Annotated in this window: 20 protein-coding genes; 12 read left to right on the top strand and 8 right to left on the bottom strand. The window is 71.3% G+C overall.

Features of this window, described 5'->3' with window-relative positions; all coding sequences use genetic code 11:
* Position 1 precedes the first annotated feature (1 nt).
* From IE262_RS20715 to IE262_RS20690, 6 genes are all read right to left on the bottom strand, one after another.
* Complete coding sequence (locus IE262_RS20715) at positions 2 to 1366, bottom strand: APC family permease (RefSeq protein WP_189875516.1); 1365 nt, start codon at positions 1364 to 1366, stop codon at positions 2 to 4.
* A 240-nt stretch (positions 1367 to 1606) separates the two neighbouring features.
* Positions 1607 to 1981 (bottom strand): roadblock/LC7 domain-containing protein, encoded by a 375-nt coding sequence (locus IE262_RS20710; protein WP_134038922.1) that lies wholly within the window; start codon positions 1979 to 1981, stop codon positions 1607 to 1609.
* A 16-nt stretch (positions 1982 to 1997) separates the two neighbouring features.
* Positions 1998 to 2648, bottom strand: coding sequence for a roadblock/LC7 domain-containing protein (locus IE262_RS20705; RefSeq protein ID WP_189875514.1), 651 nt, complete (start codon positions 2646 to 2648; stop codon positions 1998 to 2000).
* A gap of 38 nt (positions 2649 to 2686) precedes the next feature.
* Positions 2687 to 3466 (bottom strand): transcriptional regulator, encoded by a 780-nt coding sequence (locus IE262_RS20700; RefSeq protein ID WP_373305095.1) that lies wholly within the window; start codon positions 3464 to 3466, stop codon positions 2687 to 2689.
* Positions 3467 to 3546: 80 nt separating this feature from the next.
* On the bottom strand, positions 3547 to 3945 hold the full coding sequence (locus tag IE262_RS20695) for a hypothetical protein (RefSeq protein ID WP_189875512.1): 399 nt from the start codon (positions 3943 to 3945) through the stop codon (positions 3547 to 3549).
* Between the two features lie 324 nt (positions 3946 to 4269).
* Positions 4270 to 5664, bottom strand: coding sequence for a type III PLP-dependent enzyme domain-containing protein (locus tag IE262_RS20690; RefSeq protein ID WP_189875510.1), 1395 nt, complete (start codon positions 5662 to 5664; stop codon positions 4270 to 4272).
* A 230-nt stretch (positions 5665 to 5894) separates the two neighbouring features.
* On the opposite strand from IE262_RS20690, the gene hutU reads away from it, so the two are divergent.
* The 4 genes from hutU to hutI all read left to right on the top strand — a co-directional run bounded on the left by hutU (position 5895) and on the right by hutI (position 11396).
* On the top strand, positions 5895 to 7559 hold the full coding sequence (gene hutU / locus IE262_RS20685) for a urocanate hydratase (RefSeq protein WP_189875508.1): 1665 nt from the start codon (positions 5895 to 5897) through the stop codon (positions 7557 to 7559).
* The gene (locus IE262_RS20680; protein WP_189875506.1) at positions 7556 to 8779 is read left to right on the top strand and encodes an allantoate amidohydrolase; all 1224 of its coding nucleotides are present in this window, start codon (positions 7556 to 7558) and stop codon (positions 8777 to 8779) included. Before hutU ends, IE262_RS20680 begins: the two co-directional genes overlap by 4 nt.
* Positions 8776 to 10113 carry a formimidoylglutamate deiminase gene (locus IE262_RS20675; RefSeq protein ID WP_189875504.1) on the top strand — a complete coding sequence of 446 codons (1338 nt, stop codon included), beginning with the start codon at positions 8776 to 8778 and terminating at the stop codon, positions 10111 to 10113. Before IE262_RS20680 ends, IE262_RS20675 begins: the two co-directional genes overlap by 4 nt.
* A gap of 68 nt (positions 10114 to 10181) precedes the next feature.
* Entirely contained in the window at positions 10182 to 11396 is a 1215-nt protein-coding gene (gene hutI / locus IE262_RS20670; protein ID WP_229877369.1) for an imidazolonepropionase, read from the top strand.
* A 119-nt stretch (positions 11397 to 11515) separates the two neighbouring features.
* Here the strand turns inward: hutI and IE262_RS20665 are convergent, their stop codons facing one another.
* The gene (locus tag IE262_RS20665) at positions 11516 to 12418 is read right to left on the bottom strand and encodes an RNA polymerase sigma factor SigF (protein WP_134038930.1); all 903 of its coding nucleotides are present in this window, start codon (positions 12416 to 12418) and stop codon (positions 11516 to 11518) included.
* 247 nt (positions 12419 to 12665) lie between these two features.
* Between IE262_RS20665 and IE262_RS20660 the strand changes: the two genes are divergently transcribed.
* From IE262_RS20660 to IE262_RS20635, 6 genes are all read left to right on the top strand, one after another.
* A complete protein-coding gene (locus IE262_RS20660; protein ID WP_134038931.1) occupies positions 12666 to 13034 on the top strand; it encodes an STAS domain-containing protein in 369 nt (122 codons plus the stop codon).
* A gap of 276 nt (positions 13035 to 13310) precedes the next feature.
* On the top strand, positions 13311 to 13883 hold the full coding sequence (locus IE262_RS20655) for an ATP-binding protein (protein ID WP_134038932.1): 573 nt from the start codon (positions 13311 to 13313) through the stop codon (positions 13881 to 13883).
* A 245-nt stretch (positions 13884 to 14128) separates the two neighbouring features.
* Positions 14129 to 14872 carry an LPXTG cell wall anchor domain-containing protein gene (locus IE262_RS20650; protein ID WP_134038933.1) on the top strand — a complete coding sequence of 248 codons (744 nt, stop codon included), beginning with the start codon at positions 14129 to 14131 and terminating at the stop codon, positions 14870 to 14872.
* A gap of 66 nt (positions 14873 to 14938) precedes the next feature.
* Positions 14939 to 15796 carry a COG1470 family protein gene (locus IE262_RS20645; protein ID WP_189875502.1) on the top strand — a complete coding sequence of 286 codons (858 nt, stop codon included), beginning with the start codon at positions 14939 to 14941 and terminating at the stop codon, positions 15794 to 15796.
* Positions 15793 to 16989, top strand: a complete 1197-nt coding sequence (locus tag IE262_RS20640) for a hypothetical protein (protein ID WP_189875500.1) — start codon at positions 15793 to 15795, stop codon at positions 16987 to 16989. Before IE262_RS20645 ends, IE262_RS20640 begins: the two co-directional genes overlap by 4 nt.
* 62 nt (positions 16990 to 17051) lie before the next feature.
* Positions 17052 to 18332 (top strand): hypothetical protein, encoded by a 1281-nt coding sequence (locus tag IE262_RS20635; RefSeq protein WP_189875839.1) that lies wholly within the window; start codon positions 17052 to 17054, stop codon positions 18330 to 18332.
* Between the two features lie 80 nt (positions 18333 to 18412).
* Here the strand turns inward: IE262_RS20635 and IE262_RS20630 are convergent, their stop codons facing one another.
* Complete coding sequence (locus tag IE262_RS20630) at positions 18413 to 19909, bottom strand: oligopeptide:H+ symporter (protein WP_189875498.1); 1497 nt, start codon at positions 19907 to 19909, stop codon at positions 18413 to 18415.
* A gap of 385 nt (positions 19910 to 20294) precedes the next feature.
* Here IE262_RS20630 and IE262_RS20625 point away from each other — a divergent pair, with 385 nt between their 5' ends.
* Positions 20295 to 20972 carry a response regulator transcription factor gene (locus IE262_RS20625; protein ID WP_134038938.1) on the top strand — a complete coding sequence of 226 codons (678 nt, stop codon included), beginning with the start codon at positions 20295 to 20297 and terminating at the stop codon, positions 20970 to 20972.
* Positions 20973 to 21143: 171 nt separating this feature from the next.
* Positions 21144 to 22415 carry a sensor histidine kinase gene (locus IE262_RS20620; RefSeq protein ID WP_189875496.1) on the top strand — a complete coding sequence of 424 codons (1272 nt, stop codon included), beginning with the start codon at positions 21144 to 21146 and terminating at the stop codon, positions 22413 to 22415.
* The last annotated feature ends 44 nt before the right edge of the window (positions 22416 to 22459 follow it).

Genomic DNA, 22459 nt, shown 5'->3' with positions numbered 1-22459 from the left:
CTCAGGACTCCTCGCGCACCCTGAGGACCAGCTTGTTCACCGCCCACAGGCCGATGCCGATGGCCAGGAGCACGCCGGCGCGGATGTAGACGTCGGCCGGGCGGTCGGCGAGGGGGCTGGCGAGGATCAGGGCCGTGATGGCGCCCAGGACCGGGAGGACCGTGGGGGTGCGGAAGTGGGCGTGGTCCACCCGGTCGCGGCGCAGGACCAGGACCGCGACGTTGACCACGGCGAAGACGCAGAGGAGGAGGAAGGCGGTGGTGTCGCCGAGGCCCTCGATCTCGCCCGTGGACACCAGGCCGATGGCCAGCAGGGTGACGAACACGATACCGACGACCGGTGTGCGGCGGTGGGGCAGGACGCGGGCCATGCCGCGCGGCAGGATGCGCTCGTTGGCCATGCCGTAGCACAGGCGGGACGCCATCATGATGTTGATGAGCGCCGAGTTCGTCACCGCGAACAGCGCGATCAGGGCGAAGAGTTTGTGCGGGAAGTCCACGCCGCCCGCCTTGACGACCTCAAGGAGGGGGCCGCTCGACCCTTCCAGCGTCTTGTGGTCGACGAGAAGGGACGAGACCAGCGCGACCAGGACGTAGATCGTCCCCGTGACCGCCACACCGATGAAGATCGCTCGCGGGAACGTCCTGTTCGGGTCCTTCGTCTCCTCCGCCATGTTCACCGAGTCCTCGAAGCCCACGAACGCGAAGAATCCGAGGGCCGTGGCGCCCAGCACACCCGTGATCAGGGCGTACCCCGTGCCGCTCGCCTCGAACTCGGTCAGGCGGGACGGTTCGCCGTCGCCGGTCACGACGGCCCACGCGCCGATCGCGAGGATGATCAGCAGGCCGGTGAGCTCGACGAGGGTCAGGACGACGTTCGTCTTGACCGACTCCGAGACGCCCCGCAGGTTCAGGGCGGCGAGGAGGACGATGAAAAGGATCGCGATGAGAGTCGGCGGCAGCGCGCCGTTCGTCAGTTCGCCGAGGTAGTCACCGCTGAACGCACGCGCCGCCGCGCTCGCGGACGACAGGCCCGAGCACATCACCATGAACGCGACGATGAAGGTCAGGAACGGCAGCTTGAAGGCCTTCTGCGTGTAGAGGGCCGCGCCCGCCGCCTTCGGATACTTGCCGACCAGCTCGACGTACGAGGCCGCCGTCAGGATCGCCACGACGAACCCGATGACGAACGGCAGCCACAGCGCGCCCCCGACCTTCCCGGCGACCTTGCCGGTGGTCGCGTAGATCCCGGTTCCGAGGATGTCGCCGATCACGAAGAGGATCAGCAGCTTGGGGCCGAGGACGCGTTTGAGACCTGGTTCTTGGGCGGGAGTCGATGCCCCCGTGGTCGTTTCGGTGGTGGACAAGAGAACCTCCCCCGATCGGTGATCTGTCCGGGGGAGTTCTGCCCGGCCGCCCGGCCATGGATGCGCGACCCGGGGATTCTCAGAGCTTCACCAGAGGTTTTGGCGGGTGGGGTGCGGCATTCGGGTGGTGTGCGGCTGATGGGTGGCTGATGGGCGGCTGATGCGAGGCTGTTAGGCGGCTGTCGGGCGGCGCGTCCCCGGGTGGGGCCGCGCCGCCGCGGGGGATCCGTCAGCGGGCCCTCAGACCTCCAGGTCCCTCTCGATCTTCTTCAGCTGGTGCCGGGCCATCGCCAGGTTGGCCCGCTTGGAGTCGAGGACGAGGTAGAGGAAGAGGCCGTTGCCGCCGCGCCCGGTGAGCAGACGGATCAGGTGGTACTGGTCGCTCAGGGTGATCAGGATGTCCTCTATCTCACCCTTCAGGCCCAGGTGCTCCATGGTGCGCAGCTTGGCGCGTACGACGTCGGTGTTGCCGGCCGCCGCGACGGTGAGGTCGAAGCTCTTGCTGCCGCCGATCGTGCCCAGCGCCATGCCGCTGGTGTAGTCGACGAGGGCGGCGCCGGTCGCGCCCTCGATGGAAGAGAGGGCCTCTTTCAACGCGGTCTCGGTGTTGGCCATGGTGTGCCGGGTCCTTTCAACTTTCGCTGGTGGTTGTGGTGGGGGGAGCCGGGCGGGCGGTGGCCCGCACGGTCCGGGTGGTTCGGGTCCGGGTGGGGAGGGAGGTGGGGGGAGGCCCAGAAGGAGGCCCAGAAGGAGACACAGGGGGAGGCACAGAGGGAGGCACAGGGGGCGGGGCCGGAATGGCGGTGGTGTTGGGCGCGGATGTCCGTGCGGATGCCGGCGCGGATGTGGGTGCGGACGTCGGGGTGGACTTCGGGTTGGACGTGGTGCGCGGGGGTGGTTCGGCGCGGGCCGCCACGGCGTCGACCAGTTCGCCGATCCGGGTACCGGCGCGGCGGCCCTCCAGGTGCAGCCGGCCTACGTTGACCCGGTCCTCGGCCAGCAGCGTCAGCACGGCGGCGGAGCCCGCCGCGTACGTCGCCACGTAGCCCTGCGCCCCGCGGACCAGCAGCTCACGGAAGTCGCCCTGGCCGGTGGCGTCCGTCATCCGTACGGCCACGCCCAGGAGGGCGGCGGTGAGCGCGGCCACGCCCTCCGGTTCCACGCCGGGGGTGTCCTGGGCGAGGACCAGGCCGTCGACGCTGGCCGCGAGCGCGCCGGTCAGCTGGGGCACACGGGCACGCAGCCGTCGGAGTTCGTCGAGGACTTCGGCCTCCGCTGCCATGAGCAGTCTCCTCTCGGCACGCTGTCGAAGCGCGCGGATCACAGGGCCTCCAGGGCGTCTCGGAGCCGACGCAGCAAGGCGACATCGGGGTCCGCCGGGGACGGGGCGAGCAGGGCGGACACGGGGTCGGGGTGGGGGGACGGATGCGCCGGGGGCATCCGGTCCGGGTGGTGCCGACGGGGGGCGGGCGGTGCCGTCGTGACGATGCCGGCGGCGGCGAGCCTGCGCAGGTCGACCAGGGTGTGGAAGGCCGGGCGGCCCAGGGCCCGGGAGATGTCCGCGGCCGTGCGCACCCCGTCCACCTGGCCGAGGACGGCCTCCTGGCGGGCCGGGACCGGTGGCTCGGCGCGGCGGTCGGCCCGTATCAGCGGTGCGCTGTCCGTCGCCGGGTCGGGCCAGATGCGGTGCAGCAGTGCGCGGCGGCGCACGGTCTCGCGTTCCAGCGCGGCCACCGGTACGGGGCGCACCGCGCCGAGCCAGTGCGCGTCCCCGTACCGGAAACGGGCGGGCGCGCTGGACGGGCCGAGCACGAAGAACGCCGCGTCGAACAGCGCCCCCGTGTGGCACAGCTCCAGCGCGCCCTCGGCGACCCGGCCGCTGTCGACCAGGTACCGGCCGACCCGCCGTCGCTCTCCCGCCTGGGCGACCGCCTCCCGCCACCCCTCCGCGTCCAGGCCGCCGCCGGTGGTGAGGAGCACGTCGAGGCCCGGGGTCTCGGGACTCTCGGCGTGCACGACCTGGCCATCACAGAGGTAGAGCGTGCCGCGCTCGCGGAGCAGCACCCCGGTGGCTCGCTCGGCGGCGAGCCGCTGGAGCATGGGCGACAGGGCGGGACCGCCGACCGGCCGGTGGCGTACGGGCAGCCGGGGCGGGAGCGTGCGCGGTGATCTGACCAGGGTCATCCCAGCACCAGCCGTCCGGCCATCTCACCGAGGCGGATGCGGGCGAGGGCGAGGTTGCCGTCGGCGCGGGAGAGCCAGAGGTGGAGGAAGACGCTGCTGTCGAACGTCGTCCGGACGAAGCGGAGGACGTGGTACGTGTCGCGGTTGCTGACGATGAGGTCTTCGACGGGTGGGTCCTCGCCGTCCCAGCCGGCGCCCCCCTCCGGTGCGAACGCGCGGTGTTCGGCGGCGATACGGGCCAGCTCCGCCGCTTCGGCCGCGGTCGTCTCGTGGTCGCCGCCGGGTGCCTCGCCGACCGTGCCCAGCGCCAGGCCACTGGTCCAGTCGACCACCGCGGCGCCCAGGGCACCGGGCAGACGCATGGCTTCCACCAGACACTCGTCGATTCCGGGCACCGTGGCTCCCCTCCCGCCTCGGGTACGGCTCAGTGAGCACGAAGCTACGCAACGTGTGCTCCAGGAGTGAGAGTTCTGGCATTTTCCAGTGGAACATGCGCCCGAGTGGCTAACGTGGGTCGGTTGTCCCCTGATTCGGGTGCTGTTGACGCCTGTGCGGAGATATGGGCGTTGAGCTGCGGTGATGAGTCCGGACGCCGGTGGCCCGCCTGTTGGCGCGGAGCGTCAACTCGGCGCCCTGGGACGCACGTGTTGAAGCACGCGGCGCCGCGTGCGCCGGTGCCTGGGCCGACAGGGCCTGGGGAACCCTGGGGGCCGCGTTTCCTACAGGTCCAGGAGGCCCGTCGGGTGGTCGCCGCCCGACTCGGCGACGATCTCCGCCGGGGTCTGCGCCTCCCGTACGAGGGCGAAGCGGATCTCTCCCCGCTCGGCCGGGGCGAAGCCGTGGATCGCGGGGCGGGGGAGGGAGTTGTAGGCGTAGTGGTGGGCGAAGTAGTACGCGCCCGTGTCCAGGGCGGCCGCGTAGTCACCCTGGTCGAGGAGGGGCAGGGTCTGGCCCTCGGCCAGGAGGTCGCCGGAGAAACAGGCCGGGCCGGCGATGTCCTGGACGACGGAGGGCCCCTCCTTGGGGCGCCCCTTCGGGTCGTAGGCGGCGATGCGCAGGGGCCAGGAGGCCGGGGCGTAGACCGTGCGGGTCGCCACCTGGACCCCGGCGTGGGTGATCGCGATGGGACGGCCCCCCGCGCGTTTCGCGTACTCCACGCGCGCCACGACCGTGCCGTGCTTGGCGAGCAGTGACCGCCCGAACTCGGTGACCAGCCCGTACCGCCCGTCGAACAGTCCCGGTACGGCCTCGGAGAGCAGACGGGCGTACTGCGCGTACGTCGGGGTCGTGGCGTCCGAGGCGAAGTTGACCGGCAGGCCGCCACCGATGTCGATCGTGTCGATCTGGTGCCGCCCGAGGCGTCGGTTGATCTCCTCGGCGAGCGCGTACGTCTCCTCCACGCCTCGCGCCATCAGGGAGAGCGGGACGCCCTGGGAGCCGGTGTGCGCGTGCAGCCGGGTCAGCCAGGGGCGCTCCGTGCAGACGCGGACGACCCACTCCCGGGCGCCCTCGTCCTGGAGGGCCACCCCGAACTTCGACGTGGCCGTGGCGGTGGACGTCGCGCCGATGGTGCCGCCGCCGACCTGCGGGTTGACCCGGATGCCGATGGGGGAGCGGGTGGGCGCCGAGTGGACGAGGGCGTCGATGCGGTCGAGTTCCTGGGGGTTGTCCGCGTTGACCGCGATGCCCAGGGCCAGCGCCTCGCGCAGTTCGGCCGGGGTCTTGGCCGGGGAGTCGAGCACCGTCCGGGCCGGGGCGATGCCCGCCGCCCGCGCGAGTGCCAGTTCGCCGGGACTGGCCACCTCCGCGCCGATGCCCTCCTCGTTCAGCAGACGCAGTACGGGCACGAGGGGTGTGGCCTTCACCGCGAAGGCGTGCAGGACCGGCGTGCCCGGTGCGGTCACGGCGTCGAACGCCGCCCGCAGCGCCGCCGCCGAGGTCCGGATGCCCGCCACGTCGAGGAGCCCGACGACGGGGCTGCCGGGCCCCAGCAGTCCCCGCTCCACGGCGGCGCGGATCGCCTCGTCCCGCCGTGCGGCCCGCTCCCCGTCGGTGGCGTCGGCCCCGCGTGCGGCGCGCCCCTCGTCGGAGCCGTGTGCGAACTCGTGCTCCATGTCCCCCATGGTGGCCCCCGTTGTCGTGTCCGTGCGCGTTCTTCGTGCGTGGTCTTCGTGCGTGCTGATGCGTCCCGTGTGTCCACCCAAACATCCGCGGCGCGTCCTCGCTGACGTAGAGCTGTATTGACTAGCTCTATTCAGTGGTTCAGGATGTGAATAAGTAATGCAACATGGTGATGCAGCGCGAAGCAGCAGCCGTGGCCCGCCAGACCGCCAGGAGGCAGACCGTGTCAGGACCCCGACCCGTACGAGCCCCGCGCGGTACGGAACGAAGCGCCCTGGGCTGGCAGCAGGAAGCCGCGCTGCGCATGCTGCAGAACAACCTCGACCCCGAGGTCGCCGAGCACCCCGACAAGCTCGTCGTGTACGGCGGCACCGGGAAGGCCGCCCGTGACTGGCGCTCCTTCGACGCGATGGTGCGGACGCTGCGGACCCTGAAGCAGGACGAGACCATGCTCGTGCAGTCGGGCCGTCCCGTCGGCGTCATGCAGACCCACGAGTGGGCGCCGCGCGTCCTGATCGCCAACTCCAACCTGGTGGGCGACTGGGCCAACTGGGAGGAGTTCCGACGGCTGGAACAGCTCGGCCTCACCATGTACGGGCAGATGACCGCCGGTTCGTGGATCTACATCGGCACCCAGGGCATCCTCCAGGGCACCTACGAGACCTTCGCCGCCGTGGCCGCCAAGCGGTTCGGCGGATCGCTCGCCGGGACGATCACCCTGACCGCCGGGCTCGGCGGCATGGGCGGCGCCCAGCCGCTCGCCGTGACGATGAACGACGGCGTCGCGCTCTGCATCGACTGCGACCCGCGCGCCATCGAGCGCCGCATCGAGCACCGCTACCTGGACGTGAAGGCCGACTCCCTGGAGCACGCCCTCCAGCTCGCCGTCGAGGCCCGCGACGCCCGCCGCCCGCTGTCCATCGGGCTGCTCGGCAACGCGGCGGAGCTGCTGCCGCGCATGCTCGCCGAGGGCGCGCCCATCGACATCGTCACCGACCAGACCTCCGCGCACGACCCGCTGGCCTACCTGCCGCTGGGCGTCGACTTCGACGACATGGCCTCCTACGCGGCCAAGGACCCGGCCGGCTTCACCACCCGTGCCCGCGAGTCGATGGCCCGGCACGTCGAGGCCATGGTCGGCTTCATGGACGCCGGCGCCGAGGTCTTCGACTACGGCAACTCCATCCGTGGGGAGGCCCAACTCGCCGGGTACGAGCGGGCGTTCGCCTTCCCCGGCTTCGTGCCCGCCTACATCCGGCCGCTGTTCTGCGAGGGCAAGGGCCCCTTCCGCTGGGCGGCCCTGTCCGGTGAGGCGTCGGACATCGCGAAGACCGACCGGGCGATCCTGGACCTCTTCCCGGAGAACGAGTCCCTCGCCCGCTGGATCAAGATGGCCGGGGAGCGCGTCCACTTCCAGGGCCTTCCCGCGCGCATCTGCTGGCTGGGATACGGGGAACGGGACCGCGCGGGCGAGCGCTTCAACGACATGGTCGCGAGCGGTGAGCTGGCCGCCCCGCTGGCCATCGGGCGGGACCATCTCGACTGCGGGTCGGTGGCCTCGCCGTACCGCGAGACCGAGGCCATGCTCGACGGCTCCGACGCCATCGCCGACTGGCCGCTGCTCAACGCCATGGTCAACGTCGCTTCGGGCGCGTCCTGGGTTTCCCTCCACCACGGCGGCGGCGTCGGCATGGGACGGTCCATCCACGCCGGCCAGGTGACGGTGGCCGACGGCACGAAGCTCGGCGGGGAGAAGATCCGGCGGGTGCTGACCAACGACCCGGGCATGGGCGTCATCCGGCACGTGGACGCCGGGTACGACATCGCCGAGTCGGTGGCGGACGAGCGCGGGGTCCGGGTGCCGATGCGTGAGGGTGACGACGCGTGACCTTCCACAGCATGTGGGCGGAGTTGCTGCCGATCGGCCGCGACTCCGCCTCCGGCGGCTACCGCCGCTACGCCTGGACCGGTGCCGACGCCGACTGCCGGACCTGGTTCCAGGAGCAGGCCGAGGCCCGTGGGCTCACCTACGAGGTCGACCGGAACGGCAACCAGTGGGCGTGGCTCGGGGACCCAGCCGCCGGGAACGCCGTCGTCACCGGGTCACACCTCGACTCCGTACCCGACGGCGGCGCCTTCGACGGGCCCCTCGGCGTCGTCTCCTCCTTCGCCGCCCTCGATGAACTGCGGAGCAGGAACGCGCGGTTCACCAAGCCCCTCGCCATCGTCAACTTCGGCGACGAGGAGGGCGCCCGGTTCGGGCTCGCCTGCGTCGGCTCGCGGCTCACCGCCGGGCAGCTCACCGTCGAGCAGGCCCACCGGCTCACCGACGGCGACGGGATCACCCTGCCACGCGCCATGGAAGCCGCCGGGTACGACCCCGACACCATCGGCGCCGACCCCGAACGGCTCGCCCGCATCGGCGCCTTCGTCGAACTCCATGTCGAGCAGGGACGCGCGCTCGACCTGTCCGGCGACCGGGTCGGCATCGCCGGCGCCATCTGGCCGCACGGACGGTGGCGGTTCGACTTCCGGGGCGAGGCCAACCACGCGGGCACCACTCGGCTCGCCGACCGGCGCGACCCGATGCTGTCGTACGCCGAGACCGTGCTCGCCGCCCGCCGCGAGGCCGAACTCGCCGGTGCCGTCGCCACCTTCGGCAAGATCGTCGTCGAGCCGAACGGCGTCAACGCCATCCCCTCGCTGGTGCGCGGCTGGCTCGACTCCCGCGCCGCCGACCAGGAGAGACTCGACACCGTCGTCGGCGGCATCGAGAAGGCCGCCCGCGCGTACGCCGAAGCCCACGGCGTCGACCTCGACATCGTCCGTGAGTCCTTCACGCCCGTCGTCGAGTTCGACCACGCCCTGCGCGACGAACTGGCCCGCATCCTCGGCAAGGACACGGACCCCGGGCTCAAGGTCCCGGTCCTCGGCACCGGTGCCGGACACGACGCAGGGATCCTGTCCGGAAGCATCCCGACCGCCATGCTGTTCGTGCGCAATCCCACGGGCGTCTCGCACTCCCCGGCCGAGCACGCCGCCGAGGACGACTGCGTGGCCGGGGTGACCGCACTCGCCGACGTACTGGAAGGGCTGGCCTGCAGGTGACGCGGACTACGTACTGGCTGGAGCACGCCTGGATGGGCGACCACGTCGCGGCGGGCGTGGCCGTCGACGTCGCGGACGGACGCATCACCGCCGTGCGGCAGGACACGGGAGCCCTGCCGCCCGGCGCCGAGGCGCTGCGCGGGCTCACCCTTCCCGGGCTCGCCAACGCCCACAGCCACGCCTTCCACCGCGCCCTGCGCGGCGCCGTCCAGGTCGGGACCGGCACCTTCTGGACCTGGCGCGAGGTCATGTACGGCGTGGCTGACCGGCTGACCCCCGAGACGTACCACGCCCTCGCACGGGCGACCTACGCCGAGATGGCCCTCGCCGGCATCACGGTCGTCGGCGAGTTCCACTACCTGCACCACGCCCCCGGCGGCACCCCCTACGCCGACCCCAACGCCATGGGCGAGGCGCTCATCACGGCCGCCGCCGAAGCCGGCATCCGGATCACCCTCCTCGACACCGCGTACCTGTCCTCCGGCTTCGGACAGCCGCCCAACCAGCACCAGCTCCGCTTCTCCGACGGCACGGCGGAGGCATGGGCGGAACGCTCTTCACTTCTCAAGGAACGGGATCACCTGCGGATCGGTGCCGCCGTCCACTCCGTACGGGCCGTGCCCGCAGGGCAGTTGGCGGCCGTGGCGCGGTGGGCCGAGGAGCGGCGGGCCCCGCTGCATGTGCACCTGTCCGAGCAGACGGCGGAGAACGACGCCTGCCTCGCCGCGCACGGGTGCACACCGACCCAGCTCCTCGCCGAGCACGGTGTCCTCGGGCCGCGTACGACGGGCGTGCACAACACCCACCTCACCGACCAGGACATCTCCCTGATCGGCTCCACCTCCACCGGCACCTGCATGTGTCCCACCACCGAACGCGACCTCGCCGACGGCATCGGACCCGCCGCCGCCCTGCAACGGGCGGGCTCTCCGCTCTCCCTCGGCTCCGACAGCCACGCCGTGATCGACCTCCTCGAAGAGGCCCGCGCGATGGAGCTGAACGAGCGGCTGCGCACCCGCACACGCGGTCACTGGACGGCGGCGGCCCTCCTGCGGGCGGCCTCGGCCGACGGCCACGCGGCCCTCGGCTGGGACGACGCGGGCGCCCTGGAGCCCGGCGCGCTCGCCGACTTCACGACGGTCGCGCTCGACTCGGTCAGGACAGCCGGGCCGTCGCCGCGACTCGCTGCCGAGACGGCCGTATTCGCCGCGTCGGCAGCGGATGTGCGCCATACGGTCGTGGGCGGACGGCACGTCGTACGCGACGGGGTGCACACCCTTGTGCCGGACGTGCCGTCGGCGCTGGCAGCAGCCGTCGAAGCCCTGCGCGACTGATCACCGGCCCACGGCCACCGGAGCCACCCTCCCCCGACCCCACCGCAGACCAGGCCACCAAGGACGCCATGAGCAGCCCGAGCACCGCCAGCCCCGCCCAGTCGGCGAGCACCGCCAGCACCGTCATCACCAACATCGCCGCCCTGGTCACCAACGACCCCTCTCTAGGTGACGGATCCCCCCTTGGGCTGATCCAGGACGCGGCCGTCGTCATCGACGGCGACCGCGTCGCGTGGACCGGTGAATCAAGCAAAGCACCCGCCACTGACAACCGGGTCGACGCCGAGGGCCGCGCGGTGATCCCCGGCTTCGTGGACTCCCACTCCCACCTCGTCTTCGCGGGCGACCGCACCCAGGAGTTCAACGCCCGCATGTCGGGCCGCCCCTACAGCGCCGGCGGCATCCGTACGACGGTGGAGGCGACCCGCGCGGCGACGGACGCGGAGCTGGAGGCCAACCTCACCCGCTACCTCGCCGAGGCCCTCCGCCAGGGCACCACCACCTTCGAGACCAAGTCCGGCTACGGCCTCACCGTCGCCGACGAGGCCCGAGCCCTGCGTATCGCCGCCCGCCACACCGACGAGGTCACCTACCTCGGCGCCCACATCGTGCCGCCCGACCACGCCGACGACCCGGCCGCGTACGTGGCCCTGGTCACCGGAGAGATGCTCGACGCCTGCGCCCCGTACGCCCGCTGGATCGACGTCTTCTGCGAGCGGGGCGCCTTCGACGGCGACCAGGCACGCGCCATCCTCACCGCAGGCAAGGCGAAGGGCCTGCACCCACGCGTCCACGCCAACCAGCTGTCCTACGGCCCCGGTGTGCAGTTGGCGGTCGAACTCGACGCGGCCAGCGCCGACCACTGCACGCACCTGACGGACGCGGACATCGACGCCCTGGCGAACAGTTCGACCGTCGCCACCCTCCTCCCCGGCGCCGAGTTCTCCACCCGCGCCGAATGGCCCGACGCCCGCCGCCTCCTCGACGCGGGTGTCACGGTCGCCCTGTCGACGGACTGCAACCCGGGTTCGTCCTTCACGTCGTCCGTCCCCTTCTGCGTCGCCCTCGCCGTACGGGACATGAGGATGACCCCGGACGAGGCGGTGTGGTCGGCGACGGCGGGCGGAGCGGCGGCGCTCCGGCGTGACGACATCGGCCGGCTGACGCCGGGCGCGTACGCCGACCTGGCCCTCCTGGACGCGCCGAGCCACGTCCACCTCGCCTACCGGCCGGGGGTGCCGCTGGTGTCGGGGGTGTGGCGGAGGGGCGTACGGGTGGTGTGAGCCGTAGCGCCGTGGGCGTGGAGCGCCCGAGCCGCCAGGGGAGTGGGAGCCGTCCTACGACAAACGCCCGATGCCCGACCGAAGTCGGAGCACCGGGCGCGGGCCACGGGCGCGGGGGCTCACTCCTCGACGGTCAGGCCCTTCCGCAATCGCCCGAGCGTGCGGGACAGGAGCCGGGACACGTGCATCTGGGAGATGCCGAGTTCGTCCCCGATCTCGGACTGCGTCATGTTGGCGACGAAGCGCAGTGACAGGATCTTCCGGTCGCGCGGCGGGAGTTCGGCGATCAGCGGCTTCAACGACTCGACGTACTCGATGCCTTCGAGCCCGTGGTCCTCGTAGCCGATCCGGTCCGCCAGCGCGCCCTCGGAGTCGTCCTCCTCCGGCTGTGCGTCCAGTGACGAGGCGGTGTACGCGTTGGACGCCGCCATGCCCTCCACGACCTCGTCGTTGGAGAGGCCCAGGCGCTCCGCCAGCTCTCCCACCGTCGGAGCGCGATCGAGCTTCTGGGCGAGTTCGTCGCCGGCCTTCGCCAGGTCCAGGCGCAGCTCCTGAAGCCGACGCGGGACGCGCACGGACCAACTCGTGTCGCGGAAGAAGCGCTTGATCTCACCGATGATCGTCGGCATCGCGAAGGTGGGGAACTCGACGCCGCGGCTGAGCTCGAACCGGTCGATCGCCTTGATCAGGCCGATCGTGCCGACCTGGATGATGTCCTCCATGGGCTCGCTGCGGGAGCGGAACCGGGAGGCGGCGAACTTCACGAGGGCGAGGTTGAGTTCGACCAGGGTGTTGCGTACGTACGAATATTCGTACGTGCCCTCTTCAAGGGACTCCAGCCGCTCGAAGAGTGTCTTGGACAGGGCCCGTGCGTCTACCGGCCCCACCTCGTCGTAGGGGGGTATCTCCGGAAGTCCCTCAAGCCCGTCGGGCAGCTCGTGGGCGAGCTCGTCCTGCGTGTCTTCCAGAGAGGGTGTCGACGCAGCCCTCTGGGTATGCGATGCGTCGAGCCGGGGTGACATGGTGTCCTCCATCGTTCTCGGCATATGGCCGCCGATGCCTCTACGTGCACTGCGGTGTGCGGCGCCTCCAAAGCCGGCCGTGTTGTCGGGTGTCCTTACTAGCCCTACCTGCTTTCCTCGTCTCATCGCAAGTGCGCTCCATGGCGAAATGTCCAGTTATGGGCGATTGTTCGGCTGTCGGAGCGTGCGGGGAAGGCGTAGTGTTCGATGTCGAGTCAACAGCCACGACGGTCGAGAGAGGGACGGCATGGACCGCGGGACGCTCGGCAGCGCACAGTCGGGCCGGCTTCTGGTCGAGGTGCGGGAAGAAGGCGCCAGCGCCATCGTGACCCCCGCGGGTGAGCTGGATCACCACACCGCCGATTTGTTGCGAGAACCACTCGACGACTGTCTTGACAACGGGTTCGCACGTCTCGTTGTTGACTGCTCGCGCCTGGAGTTCTGTGATTCCACCGGGCTCAACGTCCTGCTGGGTGCCCGCCTGAAGGCCGAGGCGGCCGGCGGCGGGGTTCATCTCGCGGGGATGCAGCCGGTGGTGGCCAGGGTGTTCGAGATCACAGGAGCGGATGCCGTCTTCACCGTCCACGACACGCTCGAAGCCGCACTGGGTGGCTAGAACCGCTGGTCCCGGATCCGCTCGTCGCTCCTCCGGTCGGACCGGCCGACCGGACACGGCGGCTGACCCGTCTGCCCCTGCGTGAGCAGCGCGTTACTCCTGTCACATGCTCCGCACCGAAGAGATGGGTGTTCGGACGGTTCGGTCGGGCAGGAGACATCCTGAACATGTCGGAAACCACAACGGCGGGTGCGCCGCGGGGGCCCTGGGGGGATCCCCGGATCCACGTACTGAATCCTGAATCGTGAACTGGTGAATCGGTGAGGTGAAGCGCTGATGAGCACCACCCGGCCTTACTCGCCGGGCGACCGCGGCCCGGAACCGGGCGCCGGCGGCGCTTCCGGGGCGTCCGGAGGGGGCGCGTCCCGAGAGGGTGCGATCGCGGAAGGTGTGCCCAAGGGCACGCCCGCCTCCGCGCCCGTCGGCGGGGGGCGGACCCGCAGGATGAGTTTCGACGGCGAGAGCGGGGTCGTACCGCTCGCCCGGGACTTCACCCGCCAGGCGCTCTACGCGTGGGGCTGGCTGCCCGCCGCGAACGCCGACCAGCGGGCCGCGGCCGAGGACGTCCTGCTGGTCGTCTCCGAACTCGTGACCAACGCCTGCCTGCACACCGAGGGCCCGGACGAGCTGTGGATCACCTGCGACAACAAGGTGCTCCGCATCGAGGTCTCCGACCGCGGCGGGGGCGAGCCCGCACCCCGCACTCCGCACCGCGCGGGGCGGCCCGGCGGGCACGGGATGTTCATCGTCCAACGGCTGTGCCTGGACTGGGGGGTCATACGTACGTCCGGGGCCACGGGGAAGACGGTGTGGGCGGAGGTCGGGGGGCCGGGCGCTCCGCTGGGTTGAACCGGACGACTGCGGGTTGTTGGTTGACTGCGGGTGCGTTGTGGCTGGGCGCGCAGTTCCCCGCGCCCCTAAGTTCTCGCTTCGCTCGAACAGGGGCGATCCCCATCGCGGGGGAGCCGCATGTCGATACGAGCCCCGCCCCTTCTGTGGGGCGCTGCCCCTCCTCATGAAACCGGCACACACTTTGTCTTCCCTCTACAAGGGGGCGGGCGTACCTTGAGGCGCCAATCTGATGTTGCGTCAGAATGTGGGGTCCCGAGGTGTCGTACCGGACGTACCAGAAACGAACCGCCGCGCTCGCGATCGCCGCGGCACTGGCCGGCTCGGCGGTGCTGATGGCCGCCCCCGCGGCCCAGGCCGACGTCGTGGACGTCGAGTACAACTGCAAGACACCGATCGGCGACAAGTCCGCCGTCTCGCCGATCGACATCAAGGGCGTCAAGAGCGGCAGCGGCTACAAGATCACCATGTCGTGGCAGAAGGGCGTCTCGTCCAGCCCCGTGGAGCTGGGCAAGGGCTCGATGAACCCGAGCGCCACCATCAAGCTGGGCGGCGCCGAAAGCGGCACGCTGGCGGTGACCGGTCCCGCCAACGCGGAGGCCATCCCCGCCAACACACCCATCAAGATCAGCGACCTGAGCGGCACGTACAGCCCGAAGAAGACCGGCAAGGTCACCTTCACACCGGGCGTGCTCACCATCAAGGCGCTCGGCACGACCACGACCTGCACGCCCGGCAACAACCCCGGACCGGCGCTCACGCTCGACGTCACGGCGGCCGGCGGGGGTTCGGGTTCGTCGGCCGGGTCCTCCCAGGGCGTTTCCGCGTCCGTCGGCGCGGGCGGCTCCGGCGGCTCGGGGAGCGAACTCCCGCAGACCGGCCCCGAGGACTCGGCCGTCGCGCTCGGCACCCTCGGCGGCACGGTGCTGCTCGTGGGCGCCGGGGGCGTGCTCTGGCTGACCCGCAGGAACCAGACGGTACGCCGCTGACCGTCGACGATTCCCCCGGCCGGGAGCCGCCGCGGAGTCGTACGACCCGTCCCGCTGGAGCCGCCGATGCGTGTCCTGTTTCTCGTTGCCCTCCTGCTGGCCGCCACGGCGCCCGTGGCCGTGGCCGACGACGGCTGGTCCGTCGTGCCGTCGGGCGGTGGGCGGCCTTCCTTCTACGCGGAGGGCGTGCCCGGAGCGGTCCTCCAGGACACGGTGTCGGTGCGCAATCCGTCCGCCGAACCGGTCAGGGTGCGGCTGAGCGGAGAGAACTGGGTGGTCTTCGCGGGCGAGGGCGCGCCCGCGCGGACGGTCTCGGTCGAGGTGCCCGCCCGCACGCGCGCGGAGGTGCCGTTCACGGTGAACGTCCCGGCCGGCGCCGCTCCCGGTGACCACGCGGACACCCTCACCGCCCGCTCGTCCGACGGCCGGTCGAGGACCGTACGGCTGCGACTGCGGGTCGGCGGACCCGAACTGCCCGCGCTCACCGTCGAGCGCGTCGCGGTGCGCGGCGAGCGCATCACGTACGAGCTGGTCAACCGCGGTACCACCACGCTGACCCCGAGCCTCGCGGTGCGCGCCGAGGGTCTCTTCGGCCGGCGCCTCCTCGACCGGGCGCCCCGCGCCCTGCCGGTCGAACTGGCGCCGGGGCGTCGCGTACGGCTCGCCGAACCGTGGCCCGACCGGCCCGCGCTGGACGCGGTCGGCCTACGGCTGACGGTCACGGCGGGCGGCGGCGCGGCACGTGACGCGGAGGCGGTGGAGGTGCGGTTCGTGCCCTGGCGGGCGGTGGCCGGGATCGCGGGCGGGGGCGCGGCGGTGGGCGCCTTCTTCCTCGTACGGCGGTGGAGGCGGCGCCGAGGGGCACCACCGCGAGCGGAGGAACCGCCGCGTGGCGAAGTCGAGATGGCGGGAGCGGTGACGTGAGCGGCAAGGGGCGGATCTCGGCGCTGGTGGCGGTGCTCGCGCTCGTCCTGGCCCCGTTGGCGGGCCTGGGGACGGGAACGGCAGCGTGGGGCGCGGAGAAACCGCCCGCCAAATCAACCGCTATTTCGACCGCCGAACCGACCGTCAAGCTGTCCAAGCCCCAGGCGGGGACCGGTGGTTCGATCACCGTGAGCGGCAGCGGATGGCGGTCCGGGGCGCTGCTGATGCTGCTGATCTGCGGTCAGTCCACACCGGACCGAGGGGTGATCGGCGGGACCAACTCCTGCGCCAACGCCGACGGCCGGGCCGTCACCACCGACGACAAGGGAGCCTTCAGCAAGAAGGTGCCCGTGGCGGAGCCGCCGGTGCCGTGCCCGTGCGTGGTCCACGTCGCGACGGTGACCGGCCAGAAGGCGGAGGCGGACGCGGCCTTCCAGGTGGCCGGGCATGCGGTGGAGCCGCTGCCGGACGAGACGGCCGGTGGGCGGCTCTCGGTCCTCACGGACACGCGGCTGGACGGTTCGAGCGGGTTGCTGACGTGGTTCGGGGCACCGCCGCAGCGTCGGCTCGTCTTCACCGTCGGCAACGTCGGCACGTCTCCCGTCAAGGACCCCGTCTTCCGGGTGGGCACCTCCCACGGGGTGTTCGCCCCTGAGTGGGAGGAGCAGCAGTGGCGCGGCACGGTCGAGCCGGGCAAGAAGGCGCGGATCGCGTTGCCGGTCGAACTGGCCGCCGGTGCGCACGGGGCCTACACCGTCTCGCTCAAGTACGGCGGCAAGGTGCTCGCGGAACAGCCCTGGGGCGTGGGGCGGCCCTGGGGCGTGACCCTCTTCTGGATCCTGCTCGCCGTCGTCGTACCGGCCGCGGTGTTCCGCGTCGGGATGGCCGTGGTCGACCATGTCCGGCCGCGCGCCCGCGTGTCGGGGCGGCACCGGGGGCTACGGATGCCCGAACTGCGCGTACGGCTGCTGGGGCCGGTGCCTAGGCGCGCTGCGACCGACTCCGGGTCGACCGCGCAGCAGACCGAGCCGTCCAGGCCCTCAGCGGCGTCCCCCGCCGGAGCGACGTCGCGTACGACCTCGACCCTGCCGTGGTTCTCGCCGGACACCGACCCGGGGACGGCGGCGGCCGGACAGCTCTCCGCACCGAAAGAGAACGGTTCGACGACTCCGACCAGGAAGGGACACACGTGAGCGCGCAACGGAGAGTTCGCACGGTACGGAGTGGGAGAGCGACCGCGGCCGGGGCGGCGCTGATGCTGGGCGGGGCCGGGCTCCTGCTCGGGGTGGCCGCGGTCCCGGCGCAGGCGGCGGAGGTGTCGTACGCGACGGAGTGCGTGCCGCCCGCGATCTCGGGGCTGCCGCCCGTCCAGGGCACCACCGAGGTGGAGGTGACCGCGCCCGCCACGGCGAAGGTGGGGGACGAGGTCGAGGTGGTGTGGACGTTCGTCCAGGCGGCGTCCAAGAACCCCGACCTCGTCGACCTGCCCGCGAACTCCGTCCAGCCGAGCGGCACGCTCAAGGCGGCCGGGGCGCAGACCGCCGACCTCGCGATGCAGGGGTCGCGGGAGAACCCTCCCATTCCCAAGGGCGGTGCCATGGTGCTGTCCGACATGAAGGGGAAATTGAAGCTGACGAAGGCCGGGCAGGTGACGCTGACGCCGGACAAGTACGCCATCAACGTCATGTCGACGGACACCAAGTGCGCACCGACCGAGGCCGTGAAGTCCGCCGCCACCATCAACGTGACCGAGGGCAACGGGGGTACGTCGACCCCGACCCAGCCGCCGACCCAGACCGCGACGCCGACGCCCACGCCGACGTCCGGCACGAACGGAGGCGGCGGCAGTTCCGGGAGCGGCGGGAGCACGGGAGGCGACGACGGCGGGCAGACCGACTTCACCGGCAAGGAGGTCCAGGTCCCCTACAAGTGCAAGACACCGATCGGCGACAAGGACGCCACCTCGCCCGTGCAGATCAACGCCAAGAAGAACGGCGGGAGTTACGACCTCACCGTGCAGTTCAAGAAGTCGGTGATGGACAGTCCGGCGGACATCCCCGCGGACTCGGTCAAGCCGTCGATGGAGGTGGTCCTGGGCGGTTCCGACCAGGGCACCGTGCGTGTGGAGGGGCCGACGAACTCCGAGGCGATCAAGTCCGGTGACCCGATCGAGGTCCCCGATCTGAAGGGCACGTACAAGCCGGGGGCCACCGGTGAGTCGACGCTCTCGCCGGGGGTGCTGACGGTGGAGGCGCTGGGCACCACGACGACATGCACTCCGTCGAAGAGCGAGGTGTCGCTGACTCTCGACACGACGGAGCAGCCGGGCGGTGCCTCGGGCGGCGGTTCGGCGGGAGGCTCGGCCGGGGGGACGGCGGGAGGCTCGGCGTCGGGCTCCGGCGGCACGTCGGGCGGTCTCGCCGACACGGGGGCCGAGGACCACGGTTCGCTCAGGGCGCTGGGCCTGGTCGCGGGGACGGTGACGCTGCTGGGCGGCGCCGTGTTCACGTTCCTGCCGCGTCGACGTATGCGCTGACGTTTCCGGGGACAGCCGGAGGGCCGCCCCACCGCGACGGTGGGGCGGCCCTCCGGCTCTTCTGCGTCAGCGCATGTCCGTCAGTGCACGCCGCCCATCAACTGCTTGACCCGGTTGCGGTACATCCACACCGCGACACCCGCGACCACCGCGAGCGTGGCCTCAAGCGCGACCACGTTCATGCCGTTCAGGCCGACGCCCGCGATGGAGAGCAGACCCGTGGTCGCGTCGCCGGCGGTGACGGCCAGGAACCAGACGCCCATCATCTGGGAGGCGTACTTGGCGGGGGCCATCTTCGTGGTGACGGACAGGCCGACCGGCGAGAGCAGCAGCTCACCGACGGTCTGGACGAAGTAGATCGCCACCAGCCACATCGCGGCCGCCTTGTGACCGCCCTCGGCGATCGACAGCGGGGCCAGGAAGAGGAAGAAGGACGCGCCGACCAGGACCAGACCCGAGGCGAACTTCACGATCGTGCTCGGCTCCTTGCCGCGCCGGTTCAGCGCGAGCCAGAACCAGGCGAAGACCGGGGCCAGGGCCATGATCAGGACCGGGTTGACCGACTGGTACCAGGAGACCGGGAACGACCAGCCGAAGACGCTGTTCTCGGCCGACGAGTCGGCGAAGATCGCCAGGGTCGAGCCGCCCTGGTCGTAGATCATCCAGAACACGGCCGCGGCGACGAAGAACCAGATGTACGCGGACATCTTCGACTGCTCGACGCGGTCGAGGCTGTTGTCGCGCTTGATGCGGACCAGCACCATCGTCGGGATGATCACCCCGAGCAGGGTGAGCGGGACCAGGATCCAGTTCAGCGTGTAGTGGCCGGAGAAGCCGACGATCGCGTAGAAGACGACGGCGATGCCGGCCCAGATCGCGGCCTTGCGCAGCGTCGAGACCTTCTCCTCGGCGGACAGCGGCGTCGGGACGACGCTGGAGCGCGGGGCGAGGTGGCGGCTGCCGATCAGGAACTGGGCCAGGCCCAGCGCCATGCCGAGCGCGGCGAGCGCGAAGCCCAGGTGCCAGTTGACGTTCTCCCCGATGGTGCCGATGACCAGCGGCGCGGCGAAGGCGCCGAGGTTGATGCCCATGTAGAAGACGGTGAAGCCGCCGTCGCGGCGCGGGTCGTCCGGGCCGTCGTACAGGTGGCCGACCATCGTCGAGATGTTGGCCTTCAGCAGACCTGAGCCGATCGCGACGAGACCGAGGCCCATGTAGAAGGTGCCGGACAACGGCAGGGCCAGCGTGAGGTGGCCCAGCATGATGACGCCGCCGGCGACGGCGACGGTCTTGCGCGGACCCCAGACCCGGTCACCGAACCAGCCGCCCGGCATGGCGAGCAGGTACACCAGCGACACGTAGACGGAGTAGATCGCGGTCGCGGCCGCCGCGTTCAGGTGCAGGCCGCCGGGGGCGACGAGGTACAGCGGGAGCAGGGCCCGCATGCCGTAGTAGGAGAACCTCTCCCACATCTCGGTCATGAAGAGGGTGGCCAGCCCGCGGGGCTGGCCGAAGAAGGTCCTCTCGGAACCGGGGGTGCCCGGGGAGACCGAGTCCTTCGTCAGGCTGGGGGCCATGGTCGTTCCTTGCTGGTGGTTCCTGCACACAAAAGAGACCTTCAGCGTCAAGTCCGCCGAAGGTCCCCGTGTGCTGCTACAGGCGTTGTTTCACCATACGTCAAACCAGTGACAGCCCTGGGCGCTCTGAGATGTGAATCACAGGTAAGAACGGAACTTCGACCTCTTATTCGAAGGTCGCACTGAAGATCGAATCGCATGGCCGTAGGCCTCAACTCCTGGAGTATCACTGTGCGTCACGGTGAGGGTGGGAGAGTGCGGGACACGGCGGCGGGAGCGCGGCGCGATCGTCGCGTGCGAAGGTAAGAGCGCGGGGTGTGAAGGGTATGAATCGCGGTTGCCGATCACCCTCCTGGTCGCGTCCGGGGCGGACTACCATCACCCCATGACCCGAGTACTGCTCGCCGAGGACGACGCGTCCATCTCGGAGCCGCTGGCCCGCGCACTGCGCCGGGAGGGGTACGAGGTGGAGGTCCGCGAGGACGGCCCCACCGCGCTGGACGCCGGAATGCAGGGGGGCGTCGACCTGGTCGTCCTGGACCTGGGCCTGCCCGGCATGGACGGCCTGGAGGTGGCCCGCAGACTCCGCGCCGAGGGCCACACCATCCCGGTCCTCATCCTGACCGCGCGCGCCGACGAGGTGGACACCGTCGTCGGACTCGACGCGGGCGCCGACGACTACGTCACCAAGCCGTTCCGCCTCGCCGAGCTCCTCGCCCGCGTGCGGGCCCTGCTGCGGCGCGGCGCCGCGGAGCCCCAGCAGCCGCCCGCCACCCACGGCGTCCGTATCGACGTCGAGTCCCACCGGGCGTGGATGGGCGAGGAGGAGCTCCAGCTCACGGCGAAGGAGTTCGACCTGCTGCGGGTGCTCGTGCGGGACGCGGGGCGGGTCGTCACCCGGGACCAGTTGATGCGGGAGGTCTGGGACACGACGTGGTGGTCGTCGACCAAGACCCTCGACATGCACATCTCCTGGTTGCGGAAGAAGCTCGGTGACGACGCGGCCAATCCGCGGTACATCGCCACGGTGCGGGGTGTCGGGTTCCGGTTCGAGAAGAGTTGACGTGCCGTCTCGCTGATCGCGTCGCCGCCGTTGTATCTGCGGTGGGCTCTGCGGCTGCGGGTTCGTTGTGGCTGGTCGCGCCCACGCGGCGGAGCCGCATAGGTACACAGCCCCGCGCCCCTTTGGGGCGCGGCACACTGGTCCCCGTAAGACATCTGCCCGGAGGGACCTGTGCGTCGTCGTCTCATTCAGTCCACGCTCGCCGTCGTGCTCGTGGTGATAGCGGTCTTCGGGGTCTCCCTGGTGATCGTCGAGACGCGCACGATCAGCAACAGCGCCCAGGAGCGCGTCGACTCCGAGGCGGTGCGCCTGGTGAGCATCGTCGACAGCCGGATCCTCGGGGACGAGCGGGTCAGCGCGGGCGTCCTCAGGGATCAGGTAGCCGACGGGCGGTACGCGCTCATCGAGATCCCGGGCCGGCCCCCGATCGAGATCGGCAAGCGGCCCACCGGTGACGTCATCCACTCCGAGGAGACCGGCGACCAGGGCGAGACGGTCACGGTCGAGGAGCCGCGGTCGTCCGTGACCCGGGAGGTCGGCCGCACGCTGCTGATCATCGCCCTGGTCGCGCTGCTCGCCGTCATCGCGGCCGTCCTCCTCGCCGTGCGCCAGGCCAACCGTCTCGCCTCCCCCCTCACCGACCTCGCGGAGACCGCGGAGCGCCTCGGTTCGGGCGACCCGCGGCCACGCCACAAGCGGTACGGCGTCCCGGAGCTGGACCGGGTCGCGGACGTCCTCGACGCCTCCGCCGAGCGCATCGGCCGTATGCTCACCGCCGAGCGGCGCCTGGCCGCCGACGCCTCCCACCAGCTCCGTACGCCGCTGACGGCGCTCTCCATGCGGCTGGAGGAGATCACCCTCACCGACGATCCGGACACGGTGAAGGAGGAGGCCACCATCGCGTTGACGCAGGTCGAGCGGCTGACCGACGTGGTGGAGCGGCTGCTGACCAACTCCCGCGATCCCCGCAACGGCTCCGCCGTCTCGTTCGACCTCGACGAGGTGATCAAGCAGCAGCTGGAGGAGTGGCGGCCGGCCTACCGCAGCGCGGGCCGTGCGATCGTCAGCTCGGGAAAGCGGCATCTGCAAGCCGTGGGGACGCCGGGGGCGGTGGCCCAGGTGCTGGCGGCGCTCATCGAGAACTCGCTCATGCACGGGGGCGGGACCGTGGCGCTGCGGACGCGCGTGACCGGTAACCAGGCGGTGATCGAGGTGACCGACGAAGGACCCGGCGTCCCCGCCGATCTGGGGGCGCGGATCTTCGAGCGGGCGATCAGCGGGCGCAACTCGACGGGGATCGGGCTGGCCGTGGCCCGCGATCTGGCCGAGGCGGACGGTGGGCGGCTGGAGATGCTCCAGCTCCAGCCGCCGGTTTTCGGGCTGTTCCTGTCCCGTACGCCACTCAAGTCGGCGGCCTCCGGGGACGAGCGGACGGTTCGGTAGCGGGAAGAACCGGGCGCGGGAAGGGCCGGGCGCGGGGCCGGGAG

This window comes from Streptomyces bluensis (assembly GCF_014650715.1).
Classification (GTDB): domain Bacteria; phylum Actinomycetota; class Actinomycetes; order Streptomycetales; family Streptomycetaceae; genus Streptomyces; species Streptomyces bluensis.
Note: the sequence above shows the minus strand (reverse complement) of the source record. Positions and strands in the feature narration are given on the sequence as shown.